General features: G+C 72.3%; 25 protein-coding genes. 14 read left to right on the plus strand and 11 right to left on the minus strand.

Features of this window, described 5'->3' with window-relative positions; all coding sequences use genetic code 11:
• Positions 1-30 precede the first annotated feature (30 nt).
• Positions 31-609, minus strand: coding sequence for a DUF1003 domain-containing protein (locus AC4IJH_RS20660; RefSeq protein WP_490853266.1), 579 nt, complete (start codon positions 607-609; stop codon positions 31-33).
• Positions 599-1,927, minus strand: a complete 1,329-nt coding sequence (locus AC4IJH_RS20665) for a magnesium transporter MgtE N-terminal domain-containing protein (protein WP_490853267.1) — start codon at positions 1,925-1,927, stop codon at positions 599-601. Before AC4IJH_RS20665 ends, AC4IJH_RS20660 begins: the two co-directional genes overlap by 11 nt.
• A 339-nt stretch (positions 1,928-2,266) precedes the next feature.
• On the opposite strand from AC4IJH_RS20665, the gene AC4IJH_RS20670 reads away from it, so the two are divergent.
• Positions 2,267-2,992: a hypothetical protein gene (locus tag AC4IJH_RS20670; RefSeq protein WP_490853288.1), complete on the plus strand. Its 726-nt coding sequence runs from the start codon at positions 2,267-2,269 to the stop codon at positions 2,990-2,992.
• Between the two features lie 10 nt (positions 2,993-3,002).
• Here AC4IJH_RS20670 and AC4IJH_RS20675 read toward each other — a convergent pair whose 3' ends face one another.
• Together AC4IJH_RS20675 and AC4IJH_RS20680 are read right to left on the minus strand one after the other, a co-directional pair.
• On the minus strand, positions 3,003-3,539 hold the full coding sequence (locus AC4IJH_RS20675; RefSeq protein ID WP_490853268.1) for a hypothetical protein: 537 nt from the start codon (positions 3,537-3,539) through the stop codon (positions 3,003-3,005).
• A gap of 35 nt (positions 3,540-3,574) precedes the next feature.
• Positions 3,575-4,720 carry a magnesium and cobalt transport protein CorA gene (locus tag AC4IJH_RS20680; RefSeq protein WP_490853269.1) on the minus strand — a complete coding sequence of 382 codons (1,146 nt, stop codon included), beginning with the start codon at positions 4,718-4,720 and terminating at the stop codon, positions 3,575-3,577.
• 443 nt (positions 4,721-5,163) lie between these two features.
• On the opposite strand from AC4IJH_RS20680, the gene AC4IJH_RS20685 reads away from it, so the two are divergent.
• From AC4IJH_RS20685 to AC4IJH_RS20700, 4 genes are all read left to right on the plus strand, one after another.
• Entirely contained in the window at positions 5,164-5,763 is a 600-nt protein-coding gene (locus AC4IJH_RS20685) for a suppressor of fused domain protein (RefSeq protein WP_490853270.1), read from the plus strand.
• A 232-nt stretch (positions 5,764-5,995) separates the two neighbouring features.
• Positions 5,996-6,634 carry a DUF6758 family protein gene (locus AC4IJH_RS20690; protein WP_490853271.1) on the plus strand — a complete coding sequence of 213 codons (639 nt, stop codon included), beginning with the start codon at positions 5,996-5,998 and terminating at the stop codon, positions 6,632-6,634.
• A 126-nt stretch (positions 6,635-6,760) separates the two neighbouring features.
• Positions 6,761-7,615 carry a PHP domain-containing protein gene (locus AC4IJH_RS20695; RefSeq protein ID WP_490853272.1) on the plus strand — a complete coding sequence of 285 codons (855 nt, stop codon included), beginning with the start codon at positions 6,761-6,763 and terminating at the stop codon, positions 7,613-7,615.
• A 131-nt stretch (positions 7,616-7,746) separates the two neighbouring features.
• A complete protein-coding gene (locus AC4IJH_RS20700; RefSeq protein ID WP_490853273.1) occupies positions 7,747-8,352 on the plus strand; it encodes a MarC family protein in 606 nt (201 codons plus the stop codon).
• A gap of 105 nt (positions 8,353-8,457) precedes the next feature.
• Here AC4IJH_RS20700 and AC4IJH_RS20705 read toward each other — a convergent pair whose 3' ends face one another.
• Positions 8,458-8,610, minus strand: a complete 153-nt coding sequence (locus AC4IJH_RS20705; RefSeq protein WP_490853274.1) for a DUF8834 family protein — start codon at positions 8,608-8,610, stop codon at positions 8,458-8,460.
• Between the two features lie 214 nt (positions 8,611-8,824).
• Here AC4IJH_RS20705 and AC4IJH_RS20710 point away from each other — a divergent pair, with 214 nt between their 5' ends.
• Positions 8,825-9,760, plus strand: coding sequence for an NYN domain-containing protein (locus AC4IJH_RS20710; protein WP_490853275.1), 936 nt, complete (start codon positions 8,825-8,827; stop codon positions 9,758-9,760).
• 124 nt (positions 9,761-9,884) lie between these two features.
• Here AC4IJH_RS20710 and AC4IJH_RS20715 read toward each other — a convergent pair whose 3' ends face one another.
• Together AC4IJH_RS20715 and AC4IJH_RS20720 are read right to left on the minus strand one after the other, a co-directional pair.
• Positions 9,885-10,742 carry an alpha/beta fold hydrolase gene (locus tag AC4IJH_RS20715; RefSeq protein ID WP_490853276.1) on the minus strand — a complete coding sequence of 286 codons (858 nt, stop codon included), beginning with the start codon at positions 10,740-10,742 and terminating at the stop codon, positions 9,885-9,887.
• 111 nt (positions 10,743-10,853) lie between these two features.
• Positions 10,854-13,322, minus strand: coding sequence for a DEAD/DEAH box helicase (locus AC4IJH_RS20720; RefSeq protein ID WP_490853277.1), 2,469 nt, complete (start codon positions 13,320-13,322; stop codon positions 10,854-10,856).
• A 523-nt stretch (positions 13,323-13,845) separates the two neighbouring features.
• Here AC4IJH_RS20720 and AC4IJH_RS20725 point away from each other — a divergent pair.
• Complete coding sequence (locus tag AC4IJH_RS20725) at positions 13,846-14,601, plus strand: ferritin-like fold-containing protein (RefSeq protein WP_490853278.1); 756 nt, start codon at positions 13,846-13,848, stop codon at positions 14,599-14,601.
• 148 nt (positions 14,602-14,749) lie between these two features.
• Here AC4IJH_RS20725 and AC4IJH_RS20730 read toward each other — a convergent pair whose 3' ends face one another.
• The 4 genes from AC4IJH_RS20730 to AC4IJH_RS20745 form a co-directional block, all read right to left on the minus strand.
• Entirely contained in the window at positions 14,750-15,034 is a 285-nt protein-coding gene (locus AC4IJH_RS20730) for a hypothetical protein (protein ID WP_490853279.1), read from the minus strand.
• Between the two features lie 171 nt (positions 15,035-15,205).
• Positions 15,206-15,433 (minus strand): DUF3107 domain-containing protein, encoded by a 228-nt coding sequence (locus AC4IJH_RS20735; RefSeq protein WP_490853280.1) that lies wholly within the window; start codon positions 15,431-15,433, stop codon positions 15,206-15,208.
• A 146-nt stretch (positions 15,434-15,579) separates the two neighbouring features.
• A complete protein-coding gene (locus AC4IJH_RS20740) occupies positions 15,580-16,221 on the minus strand; it encodes a TetR/AcrR family transcriptional regulator (RefSeq protein ID WP_490853281.1) in 642 nt (213 codons plus the stop codon).
• 172 nt (positions 16,222-16,393) lie between these two features.
• A complete protein-coding gene (locus AC4IJH_RS20745) occupies positions 16,394-16,612 on the minus strand; it encodes a hypothetical protein (RefSeq protein WP_490853282.1) in 219 nt (72 codons plus the stop codon).
• A 125-nt stretch (positions 16,613-16,737) separates the two neighbouring features.
• Between AC4IJH_RS20745 and AC4IJH_RS20750 the strand changes: the two genes are divergently transcribed.
• The 7 genes from AC4IJH_RS20750 (at position 16,738) to AC4IJH_RS20780 (ending at position 25,207) form a co-directional block, all read left to right on the plus strand.
• On the plus strand, positions 16,738-17,712 hold the full coding sequence (locus AC4IJH_RS20750) for an alpha/beta fold hydrolase (protein ID WP_490853283.1): 975 nt from the start codon (positions 16,738-16,740) through the stop codon (positions 17,710-17,712).
• Positions 17,713-18,404: 692 nt separating this feature from the next.
• Complete coding sequence (locus tag AC4IJH_RS20755) at positions 18,405-19,367, plus strand: DUF3152 domain-containing protein (RefSeq protein ID WP_490853284.1); 963 nt, start codon at positions 18,405-18,407, stop codon at positions 19,365-19,367.
• 76 nt (positions 19,368-19,443) lie between these two features.
• The gene (locus tag AC4IJH_RS20760; RefSeq protein ID WP_490853285.1) at positions 19,444-19,536 is read left to right on the plus strand and encodes an Ms4533A family Cys-rich leader peptide; all 93 of its coding nucleotides are present in this window, start codon (positions 19,444-19,446) and stop codon (positions 19,534-19,536) included.
• Between the two features lie 160 nt (positions 19,537-19,696).
• On the plus strand, positions 19,697-21,436 hold the full coding sequence (locus AC4IJH_RS20765) for an ABC transporter substrate-binding protein (RefSeq protein ID WP_490853286.1): 1,740 nt from the start codon (positions 19,697-19,699) through the stop codon (positions 21,434-21,436).
• A 41-nt stretch (positions 21,437-21,477) separates the two neighbouring features.
• Positions 21,478-22,455, plus strand: coding sequence for an ABC transporter permease (locus tag AC4IJH_RS20770; protein WP_490853289.1), 978 nt, complete (start codon positions 21,478-21,480; stop codon positions 22,453-22,455).
• A 5-nt stretch (positions 22,456-22,460) separates the two neighbouring features.
• Positions 22,461-23,450: an ABC transporter permease gene (locus AC4IJH_RS20775; RefSeq protein ID WP_490853287.1), complete on the plus strand. Its 990-nt coding sequence runs from the start codon at positions 22,461-22,463 to the stop codon at positions 23,448-23,450.
• 32 nt (positions 23,451-23,482) lie between these two features.
• Positions 23,483-25,207: an ABC transporter ATP-binding protein gene (locus AC4IJH_RS20780; protein WP_490853290.1), complete on the plus strand. Its 1,725-nt coding sequence runs from the start codon at positions 23,483-23,485 to the stop codon at positions 25,205-25,207.
• The last annotated feature ends 89 nt before the right edge of the window (positions 25,208-25,296 follow it).

The raw sequence follows: 25,296 nt of genomic DNA on the forward strand, positions 1-25,296 counted from the left end.
GGCGCGTACTACGGGCCTCGGAAAGCCCCGTCAGCGGTCGTCTTCGTCCCGCTCCGAAGGGATCTCCGCGGGGAAGAGAACGCGCTGTTGCCGCCGGCGCTCCTCCATCTCCTTGACCAGGTCCTGGAGTTCCGAACGGATCCAGTCCCGGGTGGCCACCTCGCCCAGGCCCAGCCGCAGCGCCGCGATCTCCCGGGTGAGGTACTCGGTGTCCGCGATGGAGCGCTCGTTCTGCTTGCGGTCCTGCTCGTGGGTGACCCGGTCGCGGTCGTCCTGGCGGTTTTGCGCGAGCAGGATCAGCGGGGCCGCGTAGGAGGCCTGGAGCGAGAGCATCAGCGTCAGGAAGATGAACGGGTACTGGTCGAAGCGCAGGTGCTCGGGCGCGGAGATGTTCCACACCACCCACAGGATGATGAAGACCGTCATCCAGACGATGAAGCGGCCCGTCCCCAGAAAGCGGGCGATCTTCTCCGACAGCCGCCCGAAGGCCTCCGGGTCGTAGGCCGGCAGCAGGCTGCGGCGCGGCGCGCGCGGCATGTCCAGCCGCACCCGGGGGCGGCCCTGCGCGCGCGTGCGGTCCTTGGCGCCGTCGCGCTCCTCAGTTGCCATGCCGGTCCTCCCCGCTCGTATCCGCCCTGGCCCCGGCCGCCCGGGGGTGCGCACCGGGTGCCCCGTGCAGCTCCGTCTCCCGCCAGTCCTCCGGCAGCAGATGGTCCAGTACGTCGTCCACCGTCACCGCGCCCAGCAGCGAGCCGCTCTCGTCCACGACAGGGGCCGCGACCATGTTGTACGTGGCCAGATAGCGGGTCACCTCCGGCAGCGGGGTGTCCGGCGGCAGCGGCGGCAGATCGCTGTCCACGATCGAGCTGACGAGGGTGAACGGCGGGTCCCGCAGCAGCCGTTGGAAGTGCACCAGGCCCAGATACTTGCCGGTCGGCGTCTCGTCGGGCGGCCGGCACACGTACACCTGGGCCGCCAGCGAGGGGGAGAGGTCCGGGTCGCGCACCCGCGCCAGCGCGTCCGCGACCGTCGCGTCCGGGCGCAGCACGATCGGCTCGGTGGTCATCAGACCGCCCGCCGTACGCTCCTCGTACGCCATCAGACGGCGTACGTCGGCGGCGTCGTCCGGCTGCATCAGGGTCAGCAGCCGCTCCTTCTCCTCCTCCGGGAGCTCGGAGAGCAGGTCGGCGGCGTCGTCCGGGTCCATCGCCTCCAGGACGTCGGCGGCCCGCTCCTCCTTGAGCTTGCCCAGGATCTCCACCTGGTCGTCCTCGGGCAGCTCCTCCAGGACGTCGGCGAGCCGGTCGTCGTCCAGGGCGGCGGCGACCTCGGTGCGCCGTTTGGGCGGCAGATGGTGCAGCGCGCTGGCCAGGTCCGCGGGCCGCAGCTGCTCGAAGGTGGCCAGCAGGTTCTCCGCGCCCTGCCCGTGCTCCTCCAGGGAGAAGCCGGTGACCGCCGACCACTCCACCGTCAGGGTCTCCCCCTTGCGGCGCAGCGCCCCGCCCTTGCCCTTGCGGACGAAGACCTTGTCGATCTCCCAGTCGCGGCGGGCGGGCAGCTGGGTGATGCCGATGTCCAGGACGGTGACCTCCTCTCCCGGCTCTCCCGAGGCCACCAGCCGCACCCGCCGGTCCAGCAGTTCGCCCAGGACCAGGGTCTCGCTGGCGCGCTGCTCGAAGCGCCGCATGTTGACCACGCCGGTGGTGATCACCTGGCCGGATTCCACCCCCGTCACCCGGGTCATCGGCAGGAAGATCCGGCGCCGGCTGATGACCTCCACGACCAGCCCGAGCAGGCGCGGCGGGCGCCCGCCCACCCGGAGCACGGCCACCAGGTCCCTGACCCGTCCGACCTGGTCACCGTTGGGGTCGAAGACAGCGACGCCGGAGAGATGGGAGACGAACACCCGGGGGGTCGTCACCGCCATACCGAGTCCCTCCCTTTCTTCGTCCACGGGCCGTGGGAACTTCCGTACGGACTCCGTGCAAATAAGGACAGATATATATGACTATGCGGCCGTAATTCGGGTTCAGGCTAGCGTGCCCCGGTCGGTGCTGCTCCGGCGGAAAGGTCCGTACGGTGACCGGCGGTGTCCGTCCGCCTCTCCTCCGAAAGACGTGCGCGGCACGGGTACGCTGCCCTACTGATGTCGAGGTCACCCGCATCAGGAGGCAGAGCCGACGTGACTGCATTCCCCCTGGGAGTCCCCTCGGGGACGAGCCCGTGCCCCCCGACCAGTGTGCGCCGTGTGCGGCGGACGGTGTGGGTGGGGGCGGTGTGCGCGGGGCTGGCCGCGGCGCTGGCCGGGTGTGCCGTGGAGGATCCGGACGCCCATACCAACGGCGTGGGGAAGCTGCCCGCGGAGAAGATCCAGTCCAAGGCGCGGGCGGCCGCCGAGTCGGCGGAAACGGTCCACCTCTCGGGCAACGTCGTCAGCCAGGGGACGACGTACAAACTCAACATGCAGCTCGCCAAGGACGGCGCCAAGGGTGAACTCTCCACCAAAGCGGCCACCTTCCAGCTGCTGCGGGTCGGGCGGGATCTGTACCTGAAGGCCGATGCCCAGTTCTGGGCCGGGGAGAAGAAGGCGGGGCGGCCCGCGGAGTCCGGCAGGCCCGACGAGGCCGCCGCGGCCAAGCTCGACGGCAAGTACGTCAAGGTGCCTTCCTCCGATCCCGTCTACAAGCGCTTCAGCGGCTTCACGGACAAGGGCGTGCTGCTGGGCAGCCTGCTCGGGCTGCACGGCAAGCTGGCGACCGGCGACCGCGGCACCTTCGGCGGCACCCGTACGATCCGTATCTCCGGCGACGCGGGCGCGGGCGGCACCCTGGACGTCTCCCTGGAGGGCAAGCCCTATCCGCTGCGGCTGCAGCGGGCGGGCGGCGCGGGCGTGGTCCAACTCGCCGACTGGGGAAAGGGCGTGGACCTCCAGGCACCGCAGGAGGACCAGGTCGTGGACTACGGACAGCAGATCACCGGCGGCGGGACCTGAGCGACACCTTCTAGCCCTTGCGGCCGCGGCGCAGCAGCTTGGGCAGGGCGGCCGGGACCGGGTGCCGGGTGGTGGCCGGGGTCGGCAGCGGGGGAGCGGCGTGCGAGTCCTCGGGCATGTCGCCCGGGCGCTGGGCCGCGGGGCCGGTGGGTGCCAGGCGCAGGACCCGGCTCCGCTGCGCCCAGCGCCGGGTCATCTGCTCCGCGTCCGGTGCGTTGAGCCGCTTGCCCTTCAGCTCGTCGACCGCCGCCCGCCAGGGCTCCGACTCCGGCGCGAGCTCGTGGACCGCCGCCTGCCAGCGGACCAGCCGGCCGCCCTTGTCCTTGCTGCGTACGGTGACGGTGGCGGCGGCGCCGTCGGTGAGCCCGAGTCCGTCCAGCGGCTGCTCGCCGCCGTCGCCGACCAGGCAGGCCGCGCCGTCGTGCCAGACGTGCCACAGCGCGCGCGCCAATCCGGCCGGTCCCTGGACCCAGATGAGACCGGACTTCTTGGTGGCCTCCTCGATGAGCGTCTGGTCCAGCAGCGCCTGCGACACGGTGTCCGTCATGGGCGCCAGCCTAATGAAGCGCTGCACGGAGCGTCCTACAGCCACCCGTTTCTCTTGAAGCCGCGGTGGATGCCGAAGCAGATCGCGGCCGTGACCAGGAGCACCGCCGGGTAGCCGAACTTCCACTTCAACTCCGGCATGTACGTGAAGTTCATGCCGTAGATACCGGCGATCATCGTCGGGACGGCGAAGATCGCGGCCCACGCGGTGATCTTGCGCATGTCCTCGTTCTGCGCGACGGCGGCCTGCGCCAGGTTGGCCTGGAGGATGGAGTTGAGCAGGTCGTCGAAGGACAGCACCTGCTCGCTGACCCGCGCCAAGTGGTCGGCCACATCGCGGAAGTACTTCTGGATGTCGGAGTCGATCAGCCGCATCGGGCGCTCGCTGAGCAGCTGCATCGGCCGCAGCAGCGGCGACACCGCCCGCTTGAACTCCAGCACCTCACGCTTGAGTTGGTAGATCCGCCCGGCGTCGCCGCCGCGCGGGGAGCCGCCCTTGGCCGCGTCGCCCTTGGCGGAGGTACGGCCGTTGGTGCCCGAGCTGAAGACGTCGATCTCGACCTCGTCGATGTCGTCCTGGACGGCGCCCGCGACCGCGATGTAGCCGTCCACGACCTGGTCGGCGATGGCGTGCAGCACCGCGGAGGGGCCCTTGGCCAGCAGCTCGGGGTCGTCCTGGAGGCGGTGGCGCAGGGCGCGCAGCGAGCCCTGCCCGCCGTGCCGCACGGTCACGATGAAGTCCCGCCCCGTGAAGCACATCACCTCGCCGGTCTCCACGACCTCGCTGGTCGCGGTCAGCTCGGCGTGCTCGACGTAGTGGACGGTCTTGAAGACGGTGAACAGGGTGTCGTCGTAGCGCTCCAGCTTGGGGCGCTGGTGGGCGTGCACGGCGTCCTCGACGGCGAGCGGGTGCAGCCCGAACTCGGCCGCGATACCGGCGAATTCGGACTCGCTGGGCTCGTGCAGCCCGATCCAGGCGAAGCCCCCCTCGGTCCGAACGCTCGCCATCGCCTCGGCGGGGGTGCAGTGGTCGCCGACCCGGCGGCCGTCCCGGTAGACCGCGCAGTCCACGATCGCGCTGTTCGCGCAGGCCGTGCCGCGCGCCGAGGCGTAGGGGTACGGGGTGCTCTCGCGCCGCCGGGAGGTGCTGACGGCGGCGCGCAGGTCACGGATCATCGACATGGCAGGCTCCTTCACGGGCCGGCCGTCAGCCGCGGGGCGCAACGCTGCCCGGAACGTGGACGTACGAGGCGTCTTTGGCCGTACGTCCGCAAAGCGGACGGCGCTCGATGCGTTGGTGCTGACGGCAGTTCGCAGAAAAAACACGGAATCGGGAGTCGAAGGTGCTCTTCCGCCATCTGCTGCGCGCGAGAAGGGACTTCACGTGTTTCCCCGCCGGGCGGTGGGGTACGGAAGCTCTCGGATCAGGAGAGTCGTGACGCGCGTGGGATGACAGGAGAACTGTCGGTACTGCACGGTCGACTAGGATCCACCGCAGTCCCACCTCCTCCGGCCGGTCCCCGCTGAGGGACGACGTATTTCCCTGACCAGACGGCAAGGCTATCAGCCGACAGAAGCGTTACGGCGCCGCTTTGCATGTTTGATACGAGCCATATGCTCGGCGCATGTCTGACGTTCTTGAGCTGGTCGAGGCCCGGTTGCTCACCGCCCTGGGTGAGCCGGACGCGCGCGCCGCGGTCACCTTCCTGGGTACGGACCGCATCGAGGTGCTGCGCTTCGTCGACGAGTCCGCCGAGGGCGGTCCGCTGGTGCGCTACGCGACGCTCGGGATGTCCGCACAGCCCATGTCCGACCCCACCGCTGTTCTGGCCGACCCTCTGCGCGGCCCGCGCGCCGAGCTCGTACTGACGGTGCGGGCCGGGCGGGCCGACACCGACAAGGCGCTCCGCCCGCTCGCCGTACTCGCCGCCTCGCCGCAGGTCGAGGGCCTGATCGTGGCACCGGGCGCCTCCTTGGACGTGGGTGAACCGCTGTGGCCCGGCGCCCCGTTCACCTCCGTACTGGTCGCCGAGTCCGGCGGGCTCATCGAGGACCTTGAGCTGGACGAGCCGATGGAGGCGGTCCGCTTCCTGCCGCTGCTGCCGATGACGGCCAACGAGGCCGCCTGGAAGCGGGTGCACGGCGCGGGGGCCCTGGAGGAGCGGTGGCTGCGGCACGGGACGGATCTGCGCGACCCGCTGCGGGGCGGGGTTTCGCTGGCGTGAACGCCGCGCGGTGAGGAAGGGAGCCGGGTGCGCCCGGCGCGCCGCGCCGCTCTCGCCGCCCCGTCTCCCGTCCGTACTGCATCGTGCTCAGCGATTCCGGTCGTACGGGACCGTCACCGGCCGTCTTCCTCGAACGACTGACCGATGATGGATTTCCGGCTGCGTCGGGTGCCGCCTCCCATTGGGTGATCGTCCTTGACGCGGCGGCGGGGCTGGAGGACCGTTGGGCCCTATGAGGGGCGAACCCAGTTGCCCGAAGTGCGGTGGCCGGGTGCGGGCGCCCGGTCTCTTCGCCGATTCCTGGCAGTGCGGCGTGCACGGCACCGTGCACCCCCTGCAGCCGGTCGTCCCGCCGAGCGTCGAAGCGCTGGCCGTGGTGGTGCGCCGCGCCCGGGTGCCCGTATGGATGCCGTGGCCGCTGCCGGTCGGCTGGCTGTTCACCGGAGTGGCCTGCGCGGGCGACGACCGCGGCGGCGGCCGGGCCACCGCGGTGGCCTGCTCGGGCCCTGGACCGCTCGGCGGACCCGGTGAACTCCTGCTGGTGGCCGAGGAGTTGGGCGTCGGGCTCGGCGCGCGCTACGCGGGCATCGACGGCCCTGACCCCGGCCCGTACATGTGCGTCGACAAGCCGCCGCACACCAAGGTGCTCGCCGCGGGGCGGCCGACGCCGATGTGGCACGTCGAGGGCGCCCCCGGCGATCGCGCGGTCTTCGCGGGCGAGGCGCGCGGGCTGTGGCTGTGGGCGGTGGCCTGGCCCGAGCAGTCCGGGCTGCTGATGTACGACGAGCTGGTGCTGACCGACCTGCGGGACGCCGGCGCCGAGGTGGACCTGCTGCCCTGCGGGGCGCTCTCGCCGCGGATCCTGTCGTGAGGCAGGGCCGCCCGGGCGGGCGGCGGCGCAGGTCAAGGGGGCGCGCGGACGGCGGGAGCATGTTCGAGGGCCCGTTATCCTTCAGAGGTCCCTCGTGTCCCTGCGGCCAAGTCTGGAGTCAGCGTCGTGCGCATCGATCTGCACACCCACTCCACGGCCTCGGACGGTACGGACACCCCGGCCGAGCTGGTGCGCAACGCCGCCGCTGCCGGACTGGACGTCATCGCGCTGACCGACCACGACACCGTGCGCGGCCACGCCGCGGCCAGGGCCGCGCTGCCGCGGGGGCTGACGCTGGTCACCGGCGCCGAGCTGTCCTGCCGCCTGGACGGCATCGGCCTGCACATGCTGGCGTACCTCTTCGACCCCGAGGAGCCGGAGCTGGCGCGCGAGCGCGAGCTGGTGCGCGACGACCGGGTGCCGCGGGCGCAGGCCATGGTGGGCAAGCTGCGCGAGCTGGGCGTGCCCATCAGCTGGGAGCAGGTCGCGCGGATCGCCGGCGACGGCTCCGTCGGACGGCCGCACGTCGCCGCCGCCATGGTCGAGCTGGGGGTCGTCGAGAGCGTCTCCGACGCCTTCACCGAGCAGTGGCTCGCCAACGACGGGCGGGCCTACGTCGCCAAGCACGAGCTCGACCCCTTCGAGGCGATCCGGCTGGTCAAGGCCGCCGGCGGGGTCACCGTCTTCGCGCACCCGCAGGCGCTCAAGCGCGGGCAGTGTGTGCCCGAGAGCGCGATAGCCGAGCTGGCCGCGGCCGGGCTGGACGGTATCGAGGTCGACCACGAGGGCCACGACGAGGCGACGCGCCGACGGCTGCGTTCCCTCGCCGGTGATCTGTCGTTGCTGACCACCGGCTCCAGCGACTACCACGGCAGCAACAAGACCGTGCGCCTGGGCGAGTACACCACCGATCCCGAGATCTACGGCGAGATCGTGCGCCGCGCGACCGGCGCCTTCCCCGTGCCCGGCGCGGGCGGCTGAGCCTGCCTTCGCGTCCGGGACACCGGCGGGCCTAGAGGCCGCGCCGCTCCCGTTTCGCCCATCCGCGCGCTCGCGCAGCAGCGAGCGACGCGTCTTCGCTCCCTCGTACCACCTCCCGCAAGGCCATCACTGTGTTCGACTTCGCTGTCTTCAGCACCCTCTTCGTCACGCTGTTCGTCATCATGGACCCCCCGGGGATCATCCCGATCTTTCTCGCGCTGACCTCCGGCCGCCCGGTCAAGGTCCAGCGCAAGATGGCCTGGCAGGCCGCCACCGTCGCCTTCTGCGTCATCGCCGTCTTCGGCCTGTTCGGCCAGGAGATCCTGGGGCGGCTGCACATCACGCCGCCCGCGCTGATGATCGCGGGCGGGCTGCTGCTCCTGCTCGTCGCGCTCAGCCTGCTGACCGGCAAGTCCGAGCAGCCGACCCAGACCAAGGACGTCAATGTGGCGCTGGTGCCGCTGGGCATGCCGCTGCTGGCCGGGCCCGGGGCGATCGTGGCGGTGATCCTCGCGGTGCAGAAGGCCGAAGGGGTCAGCGGTCAGCTCTCGGTGTGGACGGCGATCGCCGCCATCCACGTGGTGCTGTATCTGGTGATGCGCTTCTCGCTGGGGATCATCCGCGTGATCAAGGACGGCGGTGTGGTGCTGGTGACGCGGCTGGCGGGCATGATGCTCTCGGCGCTGGCCGTGCAGCAGATCATCAACGGCATCACGCAGGTGGTCCAGGGCGTCTGACCCGCACCGCGCGCGGATGTGCGAAGCGCCCCGTACGACTCGCTCGGACGAGTCGGGCGGGGCGCGTCGCGCGTCGGTCACCGGCAGCGCGCTGCCGGGGCGCGCTCAGCTGTTGACGGGTTCGGCCGGGCGGATGTAGATGCGCTGGCCGACGGCTGCGGCCTGCTGCACGATCCGGTTGACGGAGGCGGCGTCCACGACGGTGCTGTCCACGGCGGTGCCGTCGACGTCGTCCAGTCGCATGATCTCGAAGCGCATACGGCTTCTCCCTTCGTCGGATCCTCCTGCGGAGAACTCTTGATGTGCTTTACGTGGCTTCACATGGCTTCGCTGCCAGGCGTTCCGTATGAGTACAACGACATGCTGCCTGCAATCATTCCCTACGCTAAAGAAATTTTTCGGCCGTCTAAGTACTCGCGCGTACTGAGACCGGTTGTGTCCGGAGAGTGACCGACCGGACAATGGGACCCGTATGAACGACGTCCAGCCCACGGGCCCCAGTGACCTCGCCGCCATCGCGGCCGGCATCGAGCGCACCAACGAGCTGCTCACCCGGGTGCTCGCCGAGGTCGCCACCACCCCGTCCACCCACGCCGCCTTCGTGGACGCGGGGTATGTCTACGCCGCGGCCGGGCGCCTGGTGGCCGGCACGGAGGACCGCAAGGCCTTCGACCTGGACGCCGAAGGGATCATCGAGGCCTTCATCGACAAGGCACGCACGATCTTTCCGGACAGCAGGCTGCTGCGGGTCTACTGGTACGACGGCGCCCGGCGCCGCATCCACACCATGGAGCAGCAGTCCATCGCCGAGCTGCCCGACGTCAAGGTCCGGCTCGGCAACCTCAACGCCAACAACCAGCAAAAGGGCGTCGACTCCCTCATCCGTACGGATCTGGAGTCCCTGGCCCGGCACCGCGCCATCAGCGACGCGGTGCTCATCGGCGGAGACGAGGACCTGGTCTCGGCGGTCGAGGCCGCCCAGGGGTACGGCGCGCGGGTGCACCTGTGGGGCATCGAGGCCGTCGACGGGCGCAACCAGGCCGAGCCGCTGCTGTGGGAGGTCGACAGCCAGCGCACCTTCGACCTGGAGTTCTGCAAGCCGTATGTGAGCCGGCGCACGGCACACGACCACGGCGAGGGCTGCGCGGGCCTGGCCGAGGGCATGACCGCGCCCTCCCGCGAGGAGGTGCGCTTCGTGGGCGCGCAGGTCGCGGCGCAGTGGCTGGCCGCGCGCGGGCGCGAGTGGGTGGCCGAGCTGCTGCCCGGCCACCCCTATCTGCCCGGCACCGTCGACCAGGAGCTGCTGACGGCCGCGGAGGCGCTGCTGCGCCACTCGCTGCGGGGGCACGCGGGGCTGCGGCGGGTGCTGCGGGACGGGTTCTGGGAGCACGTGCAGGCGCAGTACTGATCGCTGCGGGGCGCTGCGGGGCGCTGCGGGGCGCTGCGCTGGGCCTGGCCGTCTGGGTGCTCTGCTGGCGGTCGGGTATGCGCCGCGGGCCGGTGGGGGCTGGTCGCGCAGTTTCCCGCGCCCCTTATGGGGCGCTTCGCCAGAAGGCTGCCAGGGCTGTGGCGGTTTCTGTGGGGCGTTCGGCGTTGGGGGAGTGTTCGGCGCCCTGGATGACGGTGCGGCGGGCGTCGAGGCGTTCGGCCATGGCGTCCATCCAGGGGGTGGGCCAGGCGTAGTCGACGGTGCCGGACAGGACGTGCTTGGGGAGCGGGACGGCCGCGAGGCGGTCCACGAGGTCCGGTTCCTCGGTCATCTGCCGCCCGGTGACGGACAGTTGCTCGGGGACGGTGTTCATCCAGCGGCGGTGCAGGAAGCGCGCGGTGTCGGGCGGGGTGGCCGCGTCCGCCGCCTCCGGGGGGTCCAGGGCGCGCATCGCCTGCCAGACCCCCTCCATGTCCATGGTGGCCAGCGCCTGGCGCAGCATCCGGACGCGGGCCTGCTGGGGCTCGGCGATGGCGGCGGGGCCCGAACTCATCAGCGTCAGGGAGCGGAAGGGGGCGGCGTCCAGGAGGACGGCGGCGCGGGAGAGCAGGCCGCCCAGCGAGTGCCCGAGCAGATGCACCGGGCCGGCGCCCAGCGCGCGTGCCTGGGCGAGGATGTCCAGCGCCAACTCGCCCTGTGCGTAAGCCTGTTCATCGCGCGGGCCGGGGCTCTCGTGCTGGCCTCGGCCGTCCACGGCCACGGCGCGGAAGCCGGCCGCGGCCAGCGGTTCGAGGAGGGCGATGAAGTCCTCCTTGCTGCCGGTGAAGCCCGGCACGAGCAGGGCGAGACCGTGCGGCCGGCCGTCGGGCCGGGCGTCGTGCACGGCGAACTCGCCGCGGTCGGTGGTGAGTCGGTACGCACGCGCGCACGGCGGCAGAGTGAGAAAGGGCGGCCTGCTCATGCGTCGAGGCTATCGAGGCCGCGACGGGCACCGGCCACGGGTACCGGCCCGTACGCCGAACGGCCCGGCCCCCGCACGCAGCGGGGACCGGGCCGTTCGAGCCGGTGTGGATCAGCCCTCGACCGGAGCCTCGGCGGCAGCGGTCTTCTTGGCCGCCGCCTTACGGGTCCGGCGCGGCTTGGCCTCGGCCTCCTCCGCGGGGGCCTCCGCCTTCTTGGCGGCGGTCTTGCGTGTACGGCGCGGCTTGGCAGGGGCCTCGGCCTCGGCCTCGGGCGTGGTGCCCTCGGCGGTGTCGAGCGCGGCTTCCGCCTTCTTGGCGGCGGCCGTCTTGCGCGTACGGCGCGGCTTGGCGGGAGCCTCGGCCTCCGGAGCGGAGGCCTCGACGGCGGCCTGTGCCGTGGCGTCCGCGGCCGCGGGGGCCTCGGCCTTCTTGGCGGCGGTCTTGCGGGTGCGCCGCGGCTTGGCCTCGGCCTCGGGCGCGGTGCCCTCGGCGGTGTCGACGGCGGCTTCCGCCTTCTTGGCGGCGGTCTTGCGTGTACGGCGCGGCTTGGCAGGGGCCTCGGCCTCGGCCTCGGGCGTGGTGCCCTCGGCGGTGTCGAGCGCGGCCTCGGCCTTCTTGGCGGCGGCCGTCTTGCGCGTACGGCGAGGCTTGGCGGGAGCCTCGGCCTCGGCCTCCGGAGCGGAGACCTCGACGGCGGCCTGCGCCTTGCGCGCGGCGGCCTCGGCCGCGACGCGTGCCGCGGCCTTCTCCGCCGTCTCGAAGGAGACGGTCTCCTCGACCGGGGTGACCACCCTGCGCGCACGGCGACGCGGCTTGGCGGGGGCCTCCTCCACGGCCTGCGGCGCGCTGGGCGCCACGGCCTCGGTCACGGCGGTCTCCGCCTTGGCGGCGCCGCGGGTGCGACGGCGCGGCTTGGCGGGGGCCTCGGCCACCGCCTCCGCCGGAGCCTGGACGGTGTCGGCCACCGCAGCCTCGGCCGTGGTCACGGCCGCCTCGGCGCGGTCGGCGCCGCGGGTACGACGGCGGCGCGGCTTGGCCGGGGCCTCCGTGCTCGCGGCGTCCACCGGAGCGACGGCCTGAGCCGCGGCCTCGGACGGCGCGGTCACGGCCTCGGCGGCCGTCGCCTGCGGCGCGTACGCCGAGGCACCGCTGCGGGTACGGCGGCGACGGCGCGGCTGACGCGGACCGGCAGCGCTGTCGCTCCCGGCGGACGTGCCCTCGGCGGCGTCCAGGGAGGCGGTCGCCTCCGCGGAGGCGGCGGCACCCTCGACGGGCGCGCCGCTGCGGGTGCGGCGGCGGTTGCGCGGGGTACGGGTGCGCGCGGGGCGCTCCTCCTCGCGGGCCGGCTGCGCGGGACGGCCACCGCGTCCGCCACGGCCGCGTCCGCCGGTCTCGCCCAGGTCCTCGATCTCCTCGGCGGCCAGCCCGGCGCGGGTGCGCTCGGCGCGCGGCAGTATGCCGGTGGTGCCCTCGGGGATGTGCAGCAGCTCGTAGAGGTGCGCGGAGGTGGAGTAGGTCTCCTCCGGGTCGTTGAAGGGCAGGTCCAGCGCCTTGTTGATCAGCTGCCAGCGCGGGATGTCGTCCCAGTCCACCAGCGTGACGGCGGTGCCCTTGGCGCCCGCGCGGCCGGTGCGGCCGATGCGGTGCAGATAGGTCTTCTCGTCCTCGGGGGACTGGTAGTTGATGACGTGGGTGACGCCCTCGACGTCGATGCCGCGGGCCGCGACGTCGGTGCACACCAGGACGTCGACCTTGCCGTTGCGGAAGGCGCGCAGCGCCTGCTCGCGGGCGCCCTGGCCGAGGTCGCCGTGGACCGCGCCGGAGGCGAAGCCGCGCCGGGCGAGCTGGTCGGCGATGTCGGCGGCGGTGCGCTTGGTACGGCAGAAGACCATCGCCAGCCCGCGGCCCTCGGCCTGCAGGATGCGGGAGACCATCTCCGGCTTGTCCATGGAGTGCGCGCGGAAGACGTGCTGGGTGGTGTTGGCTACGGTCTGGCCCTCGTCGTCCGGCGCGGTGGCGCGGATGTGGGTGGGCTGGGACATGTAGCGGCGGGCCAGCGAGATGACCTGGCCCGGCATGGTCGCCGAGAACAGCATGGTCTGCCGCTTGGCCGGCAGCTGCTGGATGATCTTCTCGACGTCGGGGAGGAAGCCGAGGTCCAGCATTTCGTCGGCCTCGTCCAGCACCAGGGTGCGGACGTGCGAGAGGTCCAGCTTCTTCTGGCCGGACAGGTCCAGCAGACGGCCGGGGGTGCCGACGACGACGTCGACGCCCTTCTTCAGCGCCTCGACCTGCGGCTCGTAGGCACGGCCGCCGTAGATCGAGAGCACCCGCACGTTACGGACCTTGCCGGCGGTGAGCAGGTCGTTGGTGACCTGCTGGCACAGCTCGCGGGTGGGGACGACCACGAGCGCCTGCGGGGCGTCGGTCAGCTGCTCGGGCCTGGCCCGGCCGGACTCGACGTCGGCGGGGACGGTGACGACCTCCAGCAGCGGCAGGCCGAAGCCCAGCGTCTTGCCGGTGCCGGTCTTGGCCTGGCCGATGACGTCGGAGCCGGAGAGGGCCACCGGGAGCGTCATCTCCTGGATGGGGAACGGGGACGTGATACCGACGGCCTCCAGGGCCTCGGCGGTCTCGGGGAGAATCCCGAGCTCTCGGAACGTCGTAGACAGGATGCTTGCCTCTTCTGTGAGACGCGACGCGAGGCGGCGAAGGGGGTCGTACCGTGCCAGCGCACTCGCCCTCGTACCGCTACGTACGCAAGGGGTCGTACTCGGACCGGCGTTGTGCGGCCGGATGGCGCGGGACCACTGCCTTCGCTCAAGCACACGTGCCGCGAGCGGGTCCCTCCTGCTGTGCGTACCTCTCGTACGCGCCGCATGGGAGGGCGGTCGGGTTGGAGCCGATCGGGCCACCGACCGGGCATCCGCATTCGTGGAACAGCCCACTGAATACTCAGCTGCATGCTCAGCTACTCGGCGGGCGCATTACCACTGTACCCCGGATGCGTGCATGTGTGTCCGGGCAATCGTTCGGACCGATGGGGCGCGAGTGGCTGACCAGGGGCTTCCTTGTGTTGCGTGGCGAGCTATTGTGCGCTCCATGGAGACGCCTGACAACGCCGCCGCTGACGCCGCCGAAGCCACCACAGCCCAGGAACACACCGGGATCGCCGCCCAGGACTGGGACACGGCATCCGCAGAACCGCAGTACCGCGCCGCGGTGATCGACCTGCTCGGTGCGCTCGCGTACGGCGAACTGTCCGCTTTCGAGCGACTCGCGGAGGACGCGAAACTGGCGCCGACCATGGACGACAAGGCGGAACTGGCCAAGATGGCCTCGGCCGAATTCCACCATTTCGAGCGTCTGCGGGACCGCCTCGCGCAGATCCAGGCCGAGCCGAACGAGGCCATGGAGCCCTTCGCGGCAGCGCTGGACGAGTTCCACCGCCAGACCGCGCCCTCGGACTGGTTGGAGGGCCTGGTCAAGGCCTATGTCGGCGACTCGATCGCTTCCGACTTCTACCGCGAGGTGGCGGCCCGGCTGGACTCCGACACCCGTGACCTGGTGCTGGGCGTGCTGGACGACACGGGCCACGCGTCCTTCGCGGTGGAGAAGGTACGGGCCGCCATCGAGGCCGAGCCGCGGGTCGGCGGGCGCCTGGCGCTGTGGGCGCGGCGCCTGATGGGTGAGGCGCTCTCGCAGGCCCAGCGGGTGGTGGCCGAGCGGGACTCGCTGTCCACGATGCTGGTGGGGGGCGTGGCCGACGGCTTCGACCTGGCCGAGGTCGGGCGGATGTTCTCGCGGATCACTGAGGCGCACACCAAGCGGATGGCTGCGCTGGGCCTGGCCGCGTAAGCGGCTCGCTGCGCTGTGCCGGGGACGGTTTGCCGCCGCGGGCCGGTGGGGGCCGGTCGCGCAGTTCCCCGCGCCCCTAAAGAATGCGCAGTTCCCCGCGCCCCTGAAAAGAGCGCGCAGTTCCCCGCGCCCCTGAAGGGGTGCGGGGTTATGCCGTGGCTGATCGGCGGAGGCGGGGGTCGCGGGGGTGGGGGCGGTCGCGGTGGGCCAGGAGGGAGAGCAGGGCCGTGCCGACGCCGAGGGCGATGAGGAGGACCTGGAGGGTGTGGCCGGGGCCGAGGATGGTGTGTGCCAGCAGGGCGCCGAAGAGCGCCGCGACCGGGCCCGTGGCCAGTGCCAGAGGGCGGGCGGGGAAGCGGCGCGGGAGCCGCTGTGTGGCGGCAAGGGCGATGGCGAATCCGACGATCACCGAGCCGAGTGCTTCCCAGACCATGGCGATTCCCTCCCGCGTGTCCTGACCGGTTGTGATGACGCAAATCGGTCGTAGGCGGTCGTACCCAGCGGGTGTTACGGGCAACCCTCGCGAAGATGAACAGTGTCAGATGCGGCGAACGGCCCGGAGAGAGGCTCTCCGGGCCGTTCGTGGCTGGTGCTGCGAGGCTGCTCAGACCGCGCCGAATCCGACCTTGCGGACCGTCGGCTCGCCGATCTCCACATAGGCCAGCCGGTCGGCCGGGACCAGGACCTTGCGGCCGTGGTCGTCCACGAGGCTCAGCAGCTGCGACTTGCCGCCCAGCGCATCGGCCACCGCGCGCTCGACATCCTCGGCAGACTGCCCGCTCTCCAGAACGATCTCGCGGGGCGCGTGCTGCACGCCGATCTTGACCTCCACGGCTTTTGTCCCTCCGACGGTCAGTTGGGGTGCGCGGCGATCCGCGCCGTACGCAGCACACATTAGCCCGGTACGGCGATGTTCAGGACGCCGTGGACCACGCCAGCAGCGAACACGGACGGGCCCCGGTGAACGCGACCGCGCGGTCAGTGGCCGTCGATGCCGTGCAGCGGGAAGCCCGCGATGCCCCTCCAGGCCAGCGAGGTCAGCAGCTGTACCGCCGTCTCGCGCGGCACGGCGCTCTCGGAGGAGAGCCAGTAGCGGGCCACGACCTGCGAGACGCCGCCCAGGCCCACCGCCAGCAGCATCGACTCGTCCTTGGACAGGCCGGTGTCCTCGGCGATGACCTCGCTGATCGCCTCGGCGCACTCCAGGGAGACCTTGTCCACGCGCTCGCGCACCGCGGGCTCGTTGGTCAGGTCGGACTCGAAGACCAGACGGAAGGCGCCGCCCGGGTCCTCGACGTAGGCGAAGTAGGCGTCCATGGTCGCCGCGACGCGCTGCTTGTTGTCGGTCGTGGAGGCCAGGGCCGTACGGACCGCGTGCAGCAGGGACTCGCAGTGCTGGTCCAGCAGCGCCAGGTAGAGATCGAGCTTGCCCGGGAAGTGCTGGTAGAGCACCGGCTTGCTGACGCCGGCCCGCTCGGCGATGTCGTCCATCGCCGCCGCGTGGTACCCCTGCGCGACGAAGACTTCCTGGGCGGCGCCCAGAAGCTGGTTGCGCCGGGCTCGGCGTGGCAGGCGTGTGCCCCGCGGACGCGCCGCCTCGGTCTGCTCGATGGCGCTCACGCTGCCTCCCAGGTGTTGTTCCCTACGCGGCCCGCCTCACATGGCATGCCGCGCCCGCCATCGTACTTTTGGGTAACCCGGCTGTGCGTGGTCCCAGCCGAGAAAATCTGCCCGCAAGCGCTGTGGGAAACCCACAGAAAACCCGACATAGCAGGTATGCGGGCGGTCGCGGTCATCGGTAGTCGTCTTCGTCGAGGTCGACGACCCTGGCCTGCTCGGCCACATCGGCCGCGTCGGCGGCGGACGGGTCGAAGGCCTCGACGGGGTCGTCGTGGTGCTGTGCGAGTTCCGCGTGCTGTTCGGCGGCGTCGGCCTCTGGGGCCTCGACGTCGATCTCTGTGGCGTCGGGCTCTTCCTCGAAGGTTTCCGGATCGGACGGATCGACAGGCATGGTGGCTCCCCTTTCCCGGGCGAGCGCCCTTTACACGAGCGTATGAGAGCGGATGCGGGGGCGCGATGCGGTGTGTGAGCGCGAACACACAATCGGGGGCGTGATCGTCTCGTAACATCGACCCCATGTCTTCGACCGAGTCGCCGGACACCCGGACCCCCCTCCCGGTGCCGCCCGCCGGACGTGGCCCGGGCGCCGGCGCGGGGGAGACGGTACGAGCCGTGACCCTGCCCGGCATGACGCTGAACGTGCGCTCGCGGACCGGGGCCGAGCCGGGTCTGCCGCCCGCGCTGTACGTCCACGGCATCGGCGGCACCTCGCAGAACTGGTCGGCGCTGATGCCGCTGCTGGCGGACGTGGTGGACGGCGAGGCGCTGGACCTGCCCGGCTTCGGGGACTCACCGCCGCCGGACGACGGCAACTATTCCGTCTCGGGGCAGGCCAGGGCCGTCATCCGGTATCTGGACGCGCGCGGGCGCGGCCCGGTGCACCTGATGGGCAATTCGCTGGGCGGCGCCGTGGCGACGCGGGTGGCGGCCGTGCGGCCCGACCTCGTCACGACCCTGACGCTCGTCTCGCCCGCGCTGCCCGAGCTGCGCCCGCAGCTGAGCGCGCTGCCGCTGGGGATGCTCGGGGTGCCCGGCGTGGCCGCGCTCTTCAGCAGGCTCACCAAGGACTGGACGCCGGAGCGGCGGGCCCGCGGGGCGCTTCAGCTCTGCTTCGGCGACCCGGCGCGGGTGACGCCCGAGGGCCTTCGCGCGGCGGTCGAGGAGCACACGCGCCGGATGGAGCTCCCCTATTTCTGGGACGCGATGCGGCGCTCGGCGCGCGGCATCGTCAGCGCGTACACGCTCGGCGGCCAGCACAACCTGTGGCGCCAGGCGGAGCGTGTGCTGGCTCCGACGCTGCTCGTCTACGGTGGACGGGACCGCCTGATCTCCTTCCGGATGGCACGCAGGGCGGCCGCGGCGTTCCGCGGCTCGCGGCTGCTGACGCTGCCGGAGGCGGGTCACGTGGCGATGATGGAGTATCCGGAGGCGGTGGCGCGGGCTTTCCGCGAGCTGCTGGACGACACGACCGCTGATGCGGGCAGGAGCTGACAGGCCTAGTGGGACGCCACAGCCGCCGGGAGCCGGGCGAGAGCGCCGGCGCGAGCGCCGACATATCCGGGGCGGGCGAGCAGCCCGCCATATCCGCCGACACCGCGGTACCCCTGCCGGGTCCCGGTACGGGGCGCCGACGCCGCAGACCGGAGGGCGCCGACGGCACGGCGCCGCAGGGCGGGGCGGGGGCCCCGGCGACTTTGGCGCACGGTGTGCCGCGTGTCCCGCAGACTCCCGCGCACGATGTGCCGCACCTCTCGTCCACGCCCGCGCAGGGTGTGCCGCAGGTTCCGGGCGCTTCGGCGCACGGTGGGCCGCGGGCCGCCGCCACCCCGCCGCACGGTGTGCCGGGGGTGCGCGGGGGGCACCCCGAGCAGCGTGAGCCGGGTGGCGGCTGGGGCGAGCGGGCCGGGATGCCGGGCGTACCGGGGAGCCCCGGGGCGCCGCGGGTGCCGCAGCCGCGAGGCGGCGGCGGTGCCGGGTCTGACGGGCCGGTCTCCGATGGAGTCAACTCATCCTCGCAGGGCGGGAGTTCGCAGGAGCCGGGGGGCTGGGACGTGCGGGGCGCGCGGGCTTCGCGCGCGGCGCGTTTCGGGCAGGCGCCCGGTGTGCCCGCTGGCGTACCCAACGGGCCTGCGGGGAACGGGACTTCACAGGGCGCGGGGCCGTTCGACGGGCCCGGAGCCGCGGTGCCCGCGCGGCGGGGCGCCCCCATGGGGCCGTACGAGCACGGCAGTGACCGCGGCCCCGGCGCGCAGCCGCCCGCCGAGCCTCAAACCGACGCGTACGAAGAGCAGTTGGTGCACCGCGAGGCCGGCGGTGAGGCACCCGCCGCCGCGGGGTCCGGGAAGAAGGGCGGCAAGGGCCGCACCCTCACCGGTGTCGCGGCGGCCGCGGTGACCACGGTGCTCGCCGTGATCGTCGCCGGGCAGGTGACCGACCAGCAGGGCGGCGCCGCCGAGGTGCAGGCCCAGGGCGGCAAGGGCACCCGCGCGGCGCCCGAGCTGGGCGAGGCCTCGCGCCACTACGAGCGCCCGGCCGCGCCCGAGAGCTACGAGCAGAAGATGGCGCGCGCCTACCCGCTGGCCAAGGACGCCCAGGGCAAGTCCACCTACCGGGCCGTCGGGGGCGATGCCAAGGCGCCGGGGCCCGGCCGCGTCCTGCGCTACCGCGTGGACGTCGAGGAAGGGCTGGAGCTGGACGGGCAGCTCTTCGCCGAAGCGGTGCACAAGACCCTCAACGACGGCCGCAGCTGGGCGCACGGCGGACACCGCTCCTTCCAGCGCGTGGGCTCCGGCGCCGCCGACTTCGTGATCACGCTGGCCAGCCCCCGTACCGCCGCCAAGGAGTGCGCGAAGTCCGGCCTGGACATCACCCAGGACAACGTCTCCTGCGACTCGGCGGCCACCGAGCGCGTGGTGATCAACGCCTATCGCTGGGCGCAGGGCTCGGACACCTACGGCCAGGACAAGCTGTACGCCTACCGGGAGATGCTGATCAACCACGAGGTCGGCCACCGGCTGGGGCACAACCACGAGAGCTGCTCCACGAACGGCGCGCCGGCCCCGGTGATGATGCAGCAGACCAAGTTCCTGAACACGGGCGACAAGGTCTGCCGGCCCAACTCCTGGCCGTACCCCACCGAGCGGTGACCGGAAACTGAGACACCTCGTCCCGCATCGTGGGACACCTTTGCCAGCAGGCGAATATTCGTTCAGTCTTCTGCGCATGCCGCACCGCCACGCCTTCGCCAACGCCGCTTTCGAGCTGGCGCTGATCGGCGTGTCCGTGCAGTGCGTGGCCGACATCGACTGTCGCTGAGCCCGCACCCGGGTCCGGAGGCCGTAAGCGCCTGCCGGCCGGGAGATCCCCCGCGCATCCGCGTATCACCGTACGTATCCGCAGGGGGCGGTCTCGCGCTCGTCCGCGCCCTCTGCCGCCTTTTCTGCGGGTCCACCCTGCTGCGAAAGGCAATCCCGTCATGGCCGAGAACCGTCAACTGTCCGTCAGAGCCCGGCGGCTGGCCGCCGGTGCGATCGCCGTCGCGCTGGCCGCCGGGGCCGTCGCCTGCGGCCCCGAGGACAGCAAGGCCAAGGGCGGCAAGGGCGGCGAGCCGCAGCGCGGGGGAACGCTGACGGTGCTCAACGCGGAGTCGCAGGGCAACTTCGACCCGGCCCGGCAGTACACCTCCGGCGGCGGGAACATCCCCTCGCTGGTCTGGCGCACCCTGACCACCCGCAACCGCGCCGACGGCGAGGCGGGCACCAAGGTCGTCCCCGACCTCGCCACCGACACCGGCCGTCCCAACAAGGACGCCACCCAGTGGACGTACACCCTCAAGGACGGCCTGAAGTTCGAGGACGGGCGGCCGATCACCAGCGCCGACATCAAGTACGGCATCGAGCGCTCCTTCGCGGCCGAACTCTCCGGCGGCGCGCCCTTCTTGAGGGACTGGCTGGTCGGCGGCGACAAGTACGAAGGCCCCTTCAAGAAGGGCAAGGACGGCAAGCCCGCGACGCTGGACTCGGTCAAGACCCCCGATGCCAAGACCATCGTCTTCGACCTGAACCGGCCCGTCGGCGACTTCCCGTACGTGGCGACCCAGACCTCCTTCGCGCCGGTGCCGCGCGACAAGGAGGCGGGCACCAAGTACGAGGAGCACCCCGTCTCCTCGGGCCCGTACAAGGTCGTCAAGAACGAGGGCGACGGCCAGACGATCACGCTGGACCGCAACCCGCACTGGTCGCAGAAGACCGACGACCAGCGCAAGGCCTACCCCGACCGCATCGAGGTCAAGTCCGGCCTGGACTCGGCCGTCATCAACCAGCGCCTGTCCACCGGTACGGGCGCGGACGCCGCCGCCATCACCACCGACACCAACCTGGGACCGGCCGAACTCGCCCAGATAGGCGGCGACAAGAAGCTCGCCGACCGGGTCGGCACCGGCCACTTCGGCTACATCAACTACCTCGCCTTCAACCCGAAGGTGAAGCCCTTCGACGACCCGAAGGTGCGCCAGGCGATCGCGTACGCCATCGACCGCCAGAGCGTGGTCAACGCGGCCGGCGGCTCCTCGCTGGCCGAGCCCGCCACCACCTTCCTGCCCGAGCGCAAGGCCTTCGGGTACACGCCCTACGACCACTTCCCCGCGGGGAAGACCGGTGACCCGAAGAAAGCCAGGGAGCTGCTGAAGGAGGCGGGGCACGAGAAGGGGCTGAAGATCACCCTGACGCACAGCACCGCCAAGAACTTCAAGAACAGCCCGGAGATCGCCACCGCCGTCCAGGAGGCGCTGAAGAAGGCCGGCATCACCGTCGAGCTGGTGGGCCTGGAGCCCAACGACTACGACGAGAAGGTGCACAGCGCCAAGGACGCGCCGGGCCTGTTCATCGGCGCCTGGGGCGCCGACTGGCCCTCGGGCCAGCCCTTCCTCTCGCCCGTCTTCGACGGCCGGCAGATCGTCCAGGACGGCTCCAACTACAACCACGCGCAGCTCAACGACCCCGAGGTCAACAAGGCCATCGACGAGGCCAACAAGCTCACCGACCACGACCAGGCCGCCAAGCTGTGGGGCGCGCTGGACAAGAAGGTCGGCGAACAGGCCCTGAGCGTCCCGCTGTTCCACCCGGTCTACAAGCGGCTGTACGGCAAGGACGTCAAGAACGTCGTCATCAGCGACTGGACCGGCGTACTGGACATCTCGCAGGTCGCGGTCAAGTGACGAGCGCGGACCTGATCTCGGCCCCTTCCGGCACCCCGCCCCTGGGCGCGGCGCCGGAAGGGGGCAGGGCGGCGGCCCGGCAGGTGTGGCAGCGGCTGCGCGAGCGGCCCTCCGCGCTGGCCGCGGCCCTCGTACTGGGCCTGCTCGTCCTGCTCTCACTGGCCGCGCCGCTGCTGGCGGCCCTGGAGGGCCAGGACCCGAACACCTACCACAGCGATCTGATCGACTCCGCCCGCGGCGGGGTGCCCATCGGCTCGTTCGGAGGCGTGAGCGCCGAGCACTGGCTGGGCGTGGAACCGGGCACCGGGCGCGACCTGTTCGCGCGCCTGCTGTACGGCGGGCAGATCTCCCTCCTGGTCGCCGTGGGCGCCACCGCCGTCCAGGTGGGACTCGGCGTGGTGATCGGCCTGGCGGCCGGACTGGGCAGCCGCTTCATGGACGGCCTGCTCAGCCGGGCCACCGATGTGTTCGTGGCGCTGCCCATGCTGATCCTGGCGATCGCGCTGATGGCCGTGGTGCCCGCGAGCTTCCCGCGGCCGCTGCTGCTGATCCTCGCCATCGGCTGCCTGACCTGGGGCGGCACCTCGCGGATCGTACGGGCCCAGACGCTGACGCTGAAGAAGCTGGACTATGTCGCGGCGGCCAGGATCGGCGGCTCCACCCCGCTGCGGGTCGCGCGGCGCGAGCTGCTGCCCGCACTGGCCGCGCCCGTGATCACCTACGCGGCGATCCTGCTGCCGACCAACATCGTCGCCGAGGCGTCGCTGTCCTTCCTGGGCGTGGGCGTCAAGCCGCCGACCTCCTCGTGGGGGCAGATGCTGTCCACCGCCACCACCTGGTTCCGGGCCGACCCGATGTATGTGCTGCTGCCCGCCGGGATGCTGTTCGCCACCGTGCTGGCCTGCACCGTGCTCGGTGACGCGGTGCGCTCGGCGCTGGATCCGCGCGAGCGCTCCCGGCTGCGGGTGGGGACGCGCGGCGCACGCAAGAGCGAGACCAGCGAGAGGGGCGCCCAGTGAACGGCATGACCGGATACGCCCTGCGGCGGACCGGCGGGGCGCTGCTCGTCCTGTTCGCCCTGTCCGTCCTCGTCTACGTGGTCTTCTACGTGGCCCCCGGCGACCCCGCCAAGCTGGCCTGCGGGCCGCGCTGCAACCCCGGGCAGATCCAGCAGATACGCGACCAACTGAGCCTGGACGACCCGCTGCTGACCCAGTACCTGCACTTCCTTCAGGGCATCTTCGCGGGCCGCGACTTCTCCACCGGCACCTCCGTACTGCACTGCCAGGCGCCCTGCTTCGGGCTGTCCTACCAGAACGACCGGCAGGTCACCGAGCTGATCGTGGACCGGCTCCCGGTCACCGTCTCGCTCGCCGTCGGCGCGAGCGTGCTGTGGCTGATCCTGGGCGTGGGCTCCGGGCTGGTCTCGGCGCTGCGCCGCGGCGGGGCGACCGACCGGGTGCTGACCACGCTGACCCTGGCCGGCAGCTCCACGCCGCTGTTCATCTCGGGCCTGCTGTTGCTGATGCTGTTCTGCGCCTATCTGCAGTGGCTGCCCTTCCCCTCCTACGTACCGCTGAGCGAGGACCCCGAGCAGTGGGCCTGGAACCTGCTGCTGCCGTGGACCTCGCTGGCGATGCTGGAGTCCGCCAAATACGCGCGGCTGACCCGCTCCTCGACCCTGGAGACCCTCGCCGAGGACCACATCCGCACCTTCCGTGCCTATGGCCTCACCGAGCGCGCCATCGTCGGGCGGCACGCGCTGCGCGGCGCACTGCCGCCGGTCATCGCGCTGGCGGCGGTCGACCTCGGCTTCATGTTCGGCGGCGCCCTGATCACCGAGACGCTCTTCGGACTGCCCGGCCTCGGCCAGCTGCTGGTCACCTCCGTCAAGGTCGTCGACCTGCCCGTAGTGGTGGCGATCGTGCTGGTCATCGGCACCGCAGTGGTCGTCGCCAACGCCGTGGCGGACGTCCTGTACGCACTCGCCGACCGAAGGGTGGCCCTGGCATGACCGGCGCGATCGACCCGAAAGGCGGCCCCGGCATGGCCGGCGCGATCGACCTGGCCGAGACCTCCGAACTCCTGGTGGAGGTAGGGGACCTGAGCGTCACCTTCGAAGGGGAGGGCGGCTCCGCCGTACGGGCCGTGGACGGGCTGTCGTTCGGCCTGGCGCCCGGGCGGGCGCTGGGCATCGTCGGCGAGTCCGGCTCGGGCAAGTCCACGGCGGCCTCCGCCCTGCTCGACCTGCACCGGGGCACCGGCGCGCGGGTGCGGGGCACGGTGCGGGTCGCGGGCAGCGACGTACTGGCCGCGGGAGAGCGGGAGTTGCGCCGGCTGCGCGGCGGCACGGCCGCGATGGTCTTCCAGGACCCGCTGTCCTCGCTCGACCCGTACTACGCCATCGGCGACCAGATCGCCGAGGTCTACCGGGTGCACCGCCCGGGCACCTCGCGGCGCGCCGCCCGCGAACGCGCCGTCCAGGTGCTGGAGCGGGTCGGGATCGCGGACGCCGCCCGGCGCTCCCGCTCCCGCCCGCACGAGTTCAGCGGCGGCATGCGCCAGCGCGCGCTGATCGCGATGGCGCTGGCCTGCGAGCCGAAGCTGCTGATCGCGGACGAGCCCACCACCGCACTGGACGTGACCGTCCAGGCCCAGATCCTGGACCTGCTGCACGAGTTGCGGGCGGAGACCGGGATGGGCCTGGTCCTGGTCACCCACGACCTGGGGGTGGTCGCGGGCAGCGTGGACGAGGTCCTGGTGATGCGCGCGGGCCGGGCCGTGGAGCACGGGCCCGTCGGGCAGGTGCTGGGTACGCCCCGCGAGCCGTACACGCGGCAGCTGCTGGCGGCGGTGCCGCGGGTGGACGCGCCCGTGCGGACCGGGGGCCGGGCCACGGGGCCCGGGGGCGCACCCTCCGGCGCACGCGCCGGTGGACCGGGCCGCGCCACGGGCGGCGCCGATGACGTCCTGCTGGAAGCGGCCGGCCTGCGGCGGGAGTTCGGGCGCCGCGGCGCGCGCACCACCGCGGTGGCGGACGTGTCGCTGAGCGTACGGCCCGGCGAGACCGTCGGTCTGGTGGGGGAGTCCGGCAGCGGCAAGACGACGCTGGGCCGGATGCTGGTGCGCCTGCTGGACCCCACCGCGGGCGCGCTGCGCTACCAGGGCCGCGACATCGCCGCCCTGAGCGAGCGCGAACTGCGGCCCGTACGCAGCCAGTTGCAGATGGTCTTCCAGGACCCGGTCTCCTCGCTCAACCCGCGCCGCAGCATCGGCGAGTCGGTCGCCGACCCGCTGCGGGCCGCGGGCGAACTGGACGACGCGGCCGTACGGCGCCGCGCGCACGAGCTGCTGGAGCGGGTCGGGCTGGACCCCGCCTGGTACCACCGCTATCCGCACGAGTTCAGCGGCGGCCAGCGCCAGCGCGTGGGCATCGCCCGCGCCCTGGCCCCCGAGCCGCGGCTGCTGGTGTGCGACGAGCCAGTCTCCGCGCTGGATGTGACCACACAGGCGCAGGTCATGGAGCTGCTCGGCGAACTCCAGCGGGAGTTGGGGCTCTCCCTGGTCTTCATCGCGCACGACCTGGCGGTGGTGCGCGCCGCCAGCGACCGGGTCGCGGTGATGCGCGCCGGGCGCATCGTGGAGGAAGGCCCGGTCGACGAGGTCTACGACCGGCCCCAACACGCCTACACCAAGGCGCTGTTGGCGGCCGTGCCGGTACTGGACCCGCAGGCCTCCGCGAGCCGGCGGGCGCTACGGGCCGTGGCGTAGCGATCACATAGCGCGCCCGAACGCCCCGCGGGGCGGAAAGTTACGTGTGTTCACCCCTTCCGGGGGGGGGGGGGGGGGGGGGGGGGGGG

This window comes from Streptomyces sp. UF-297 (assembly GCF_058245575.1).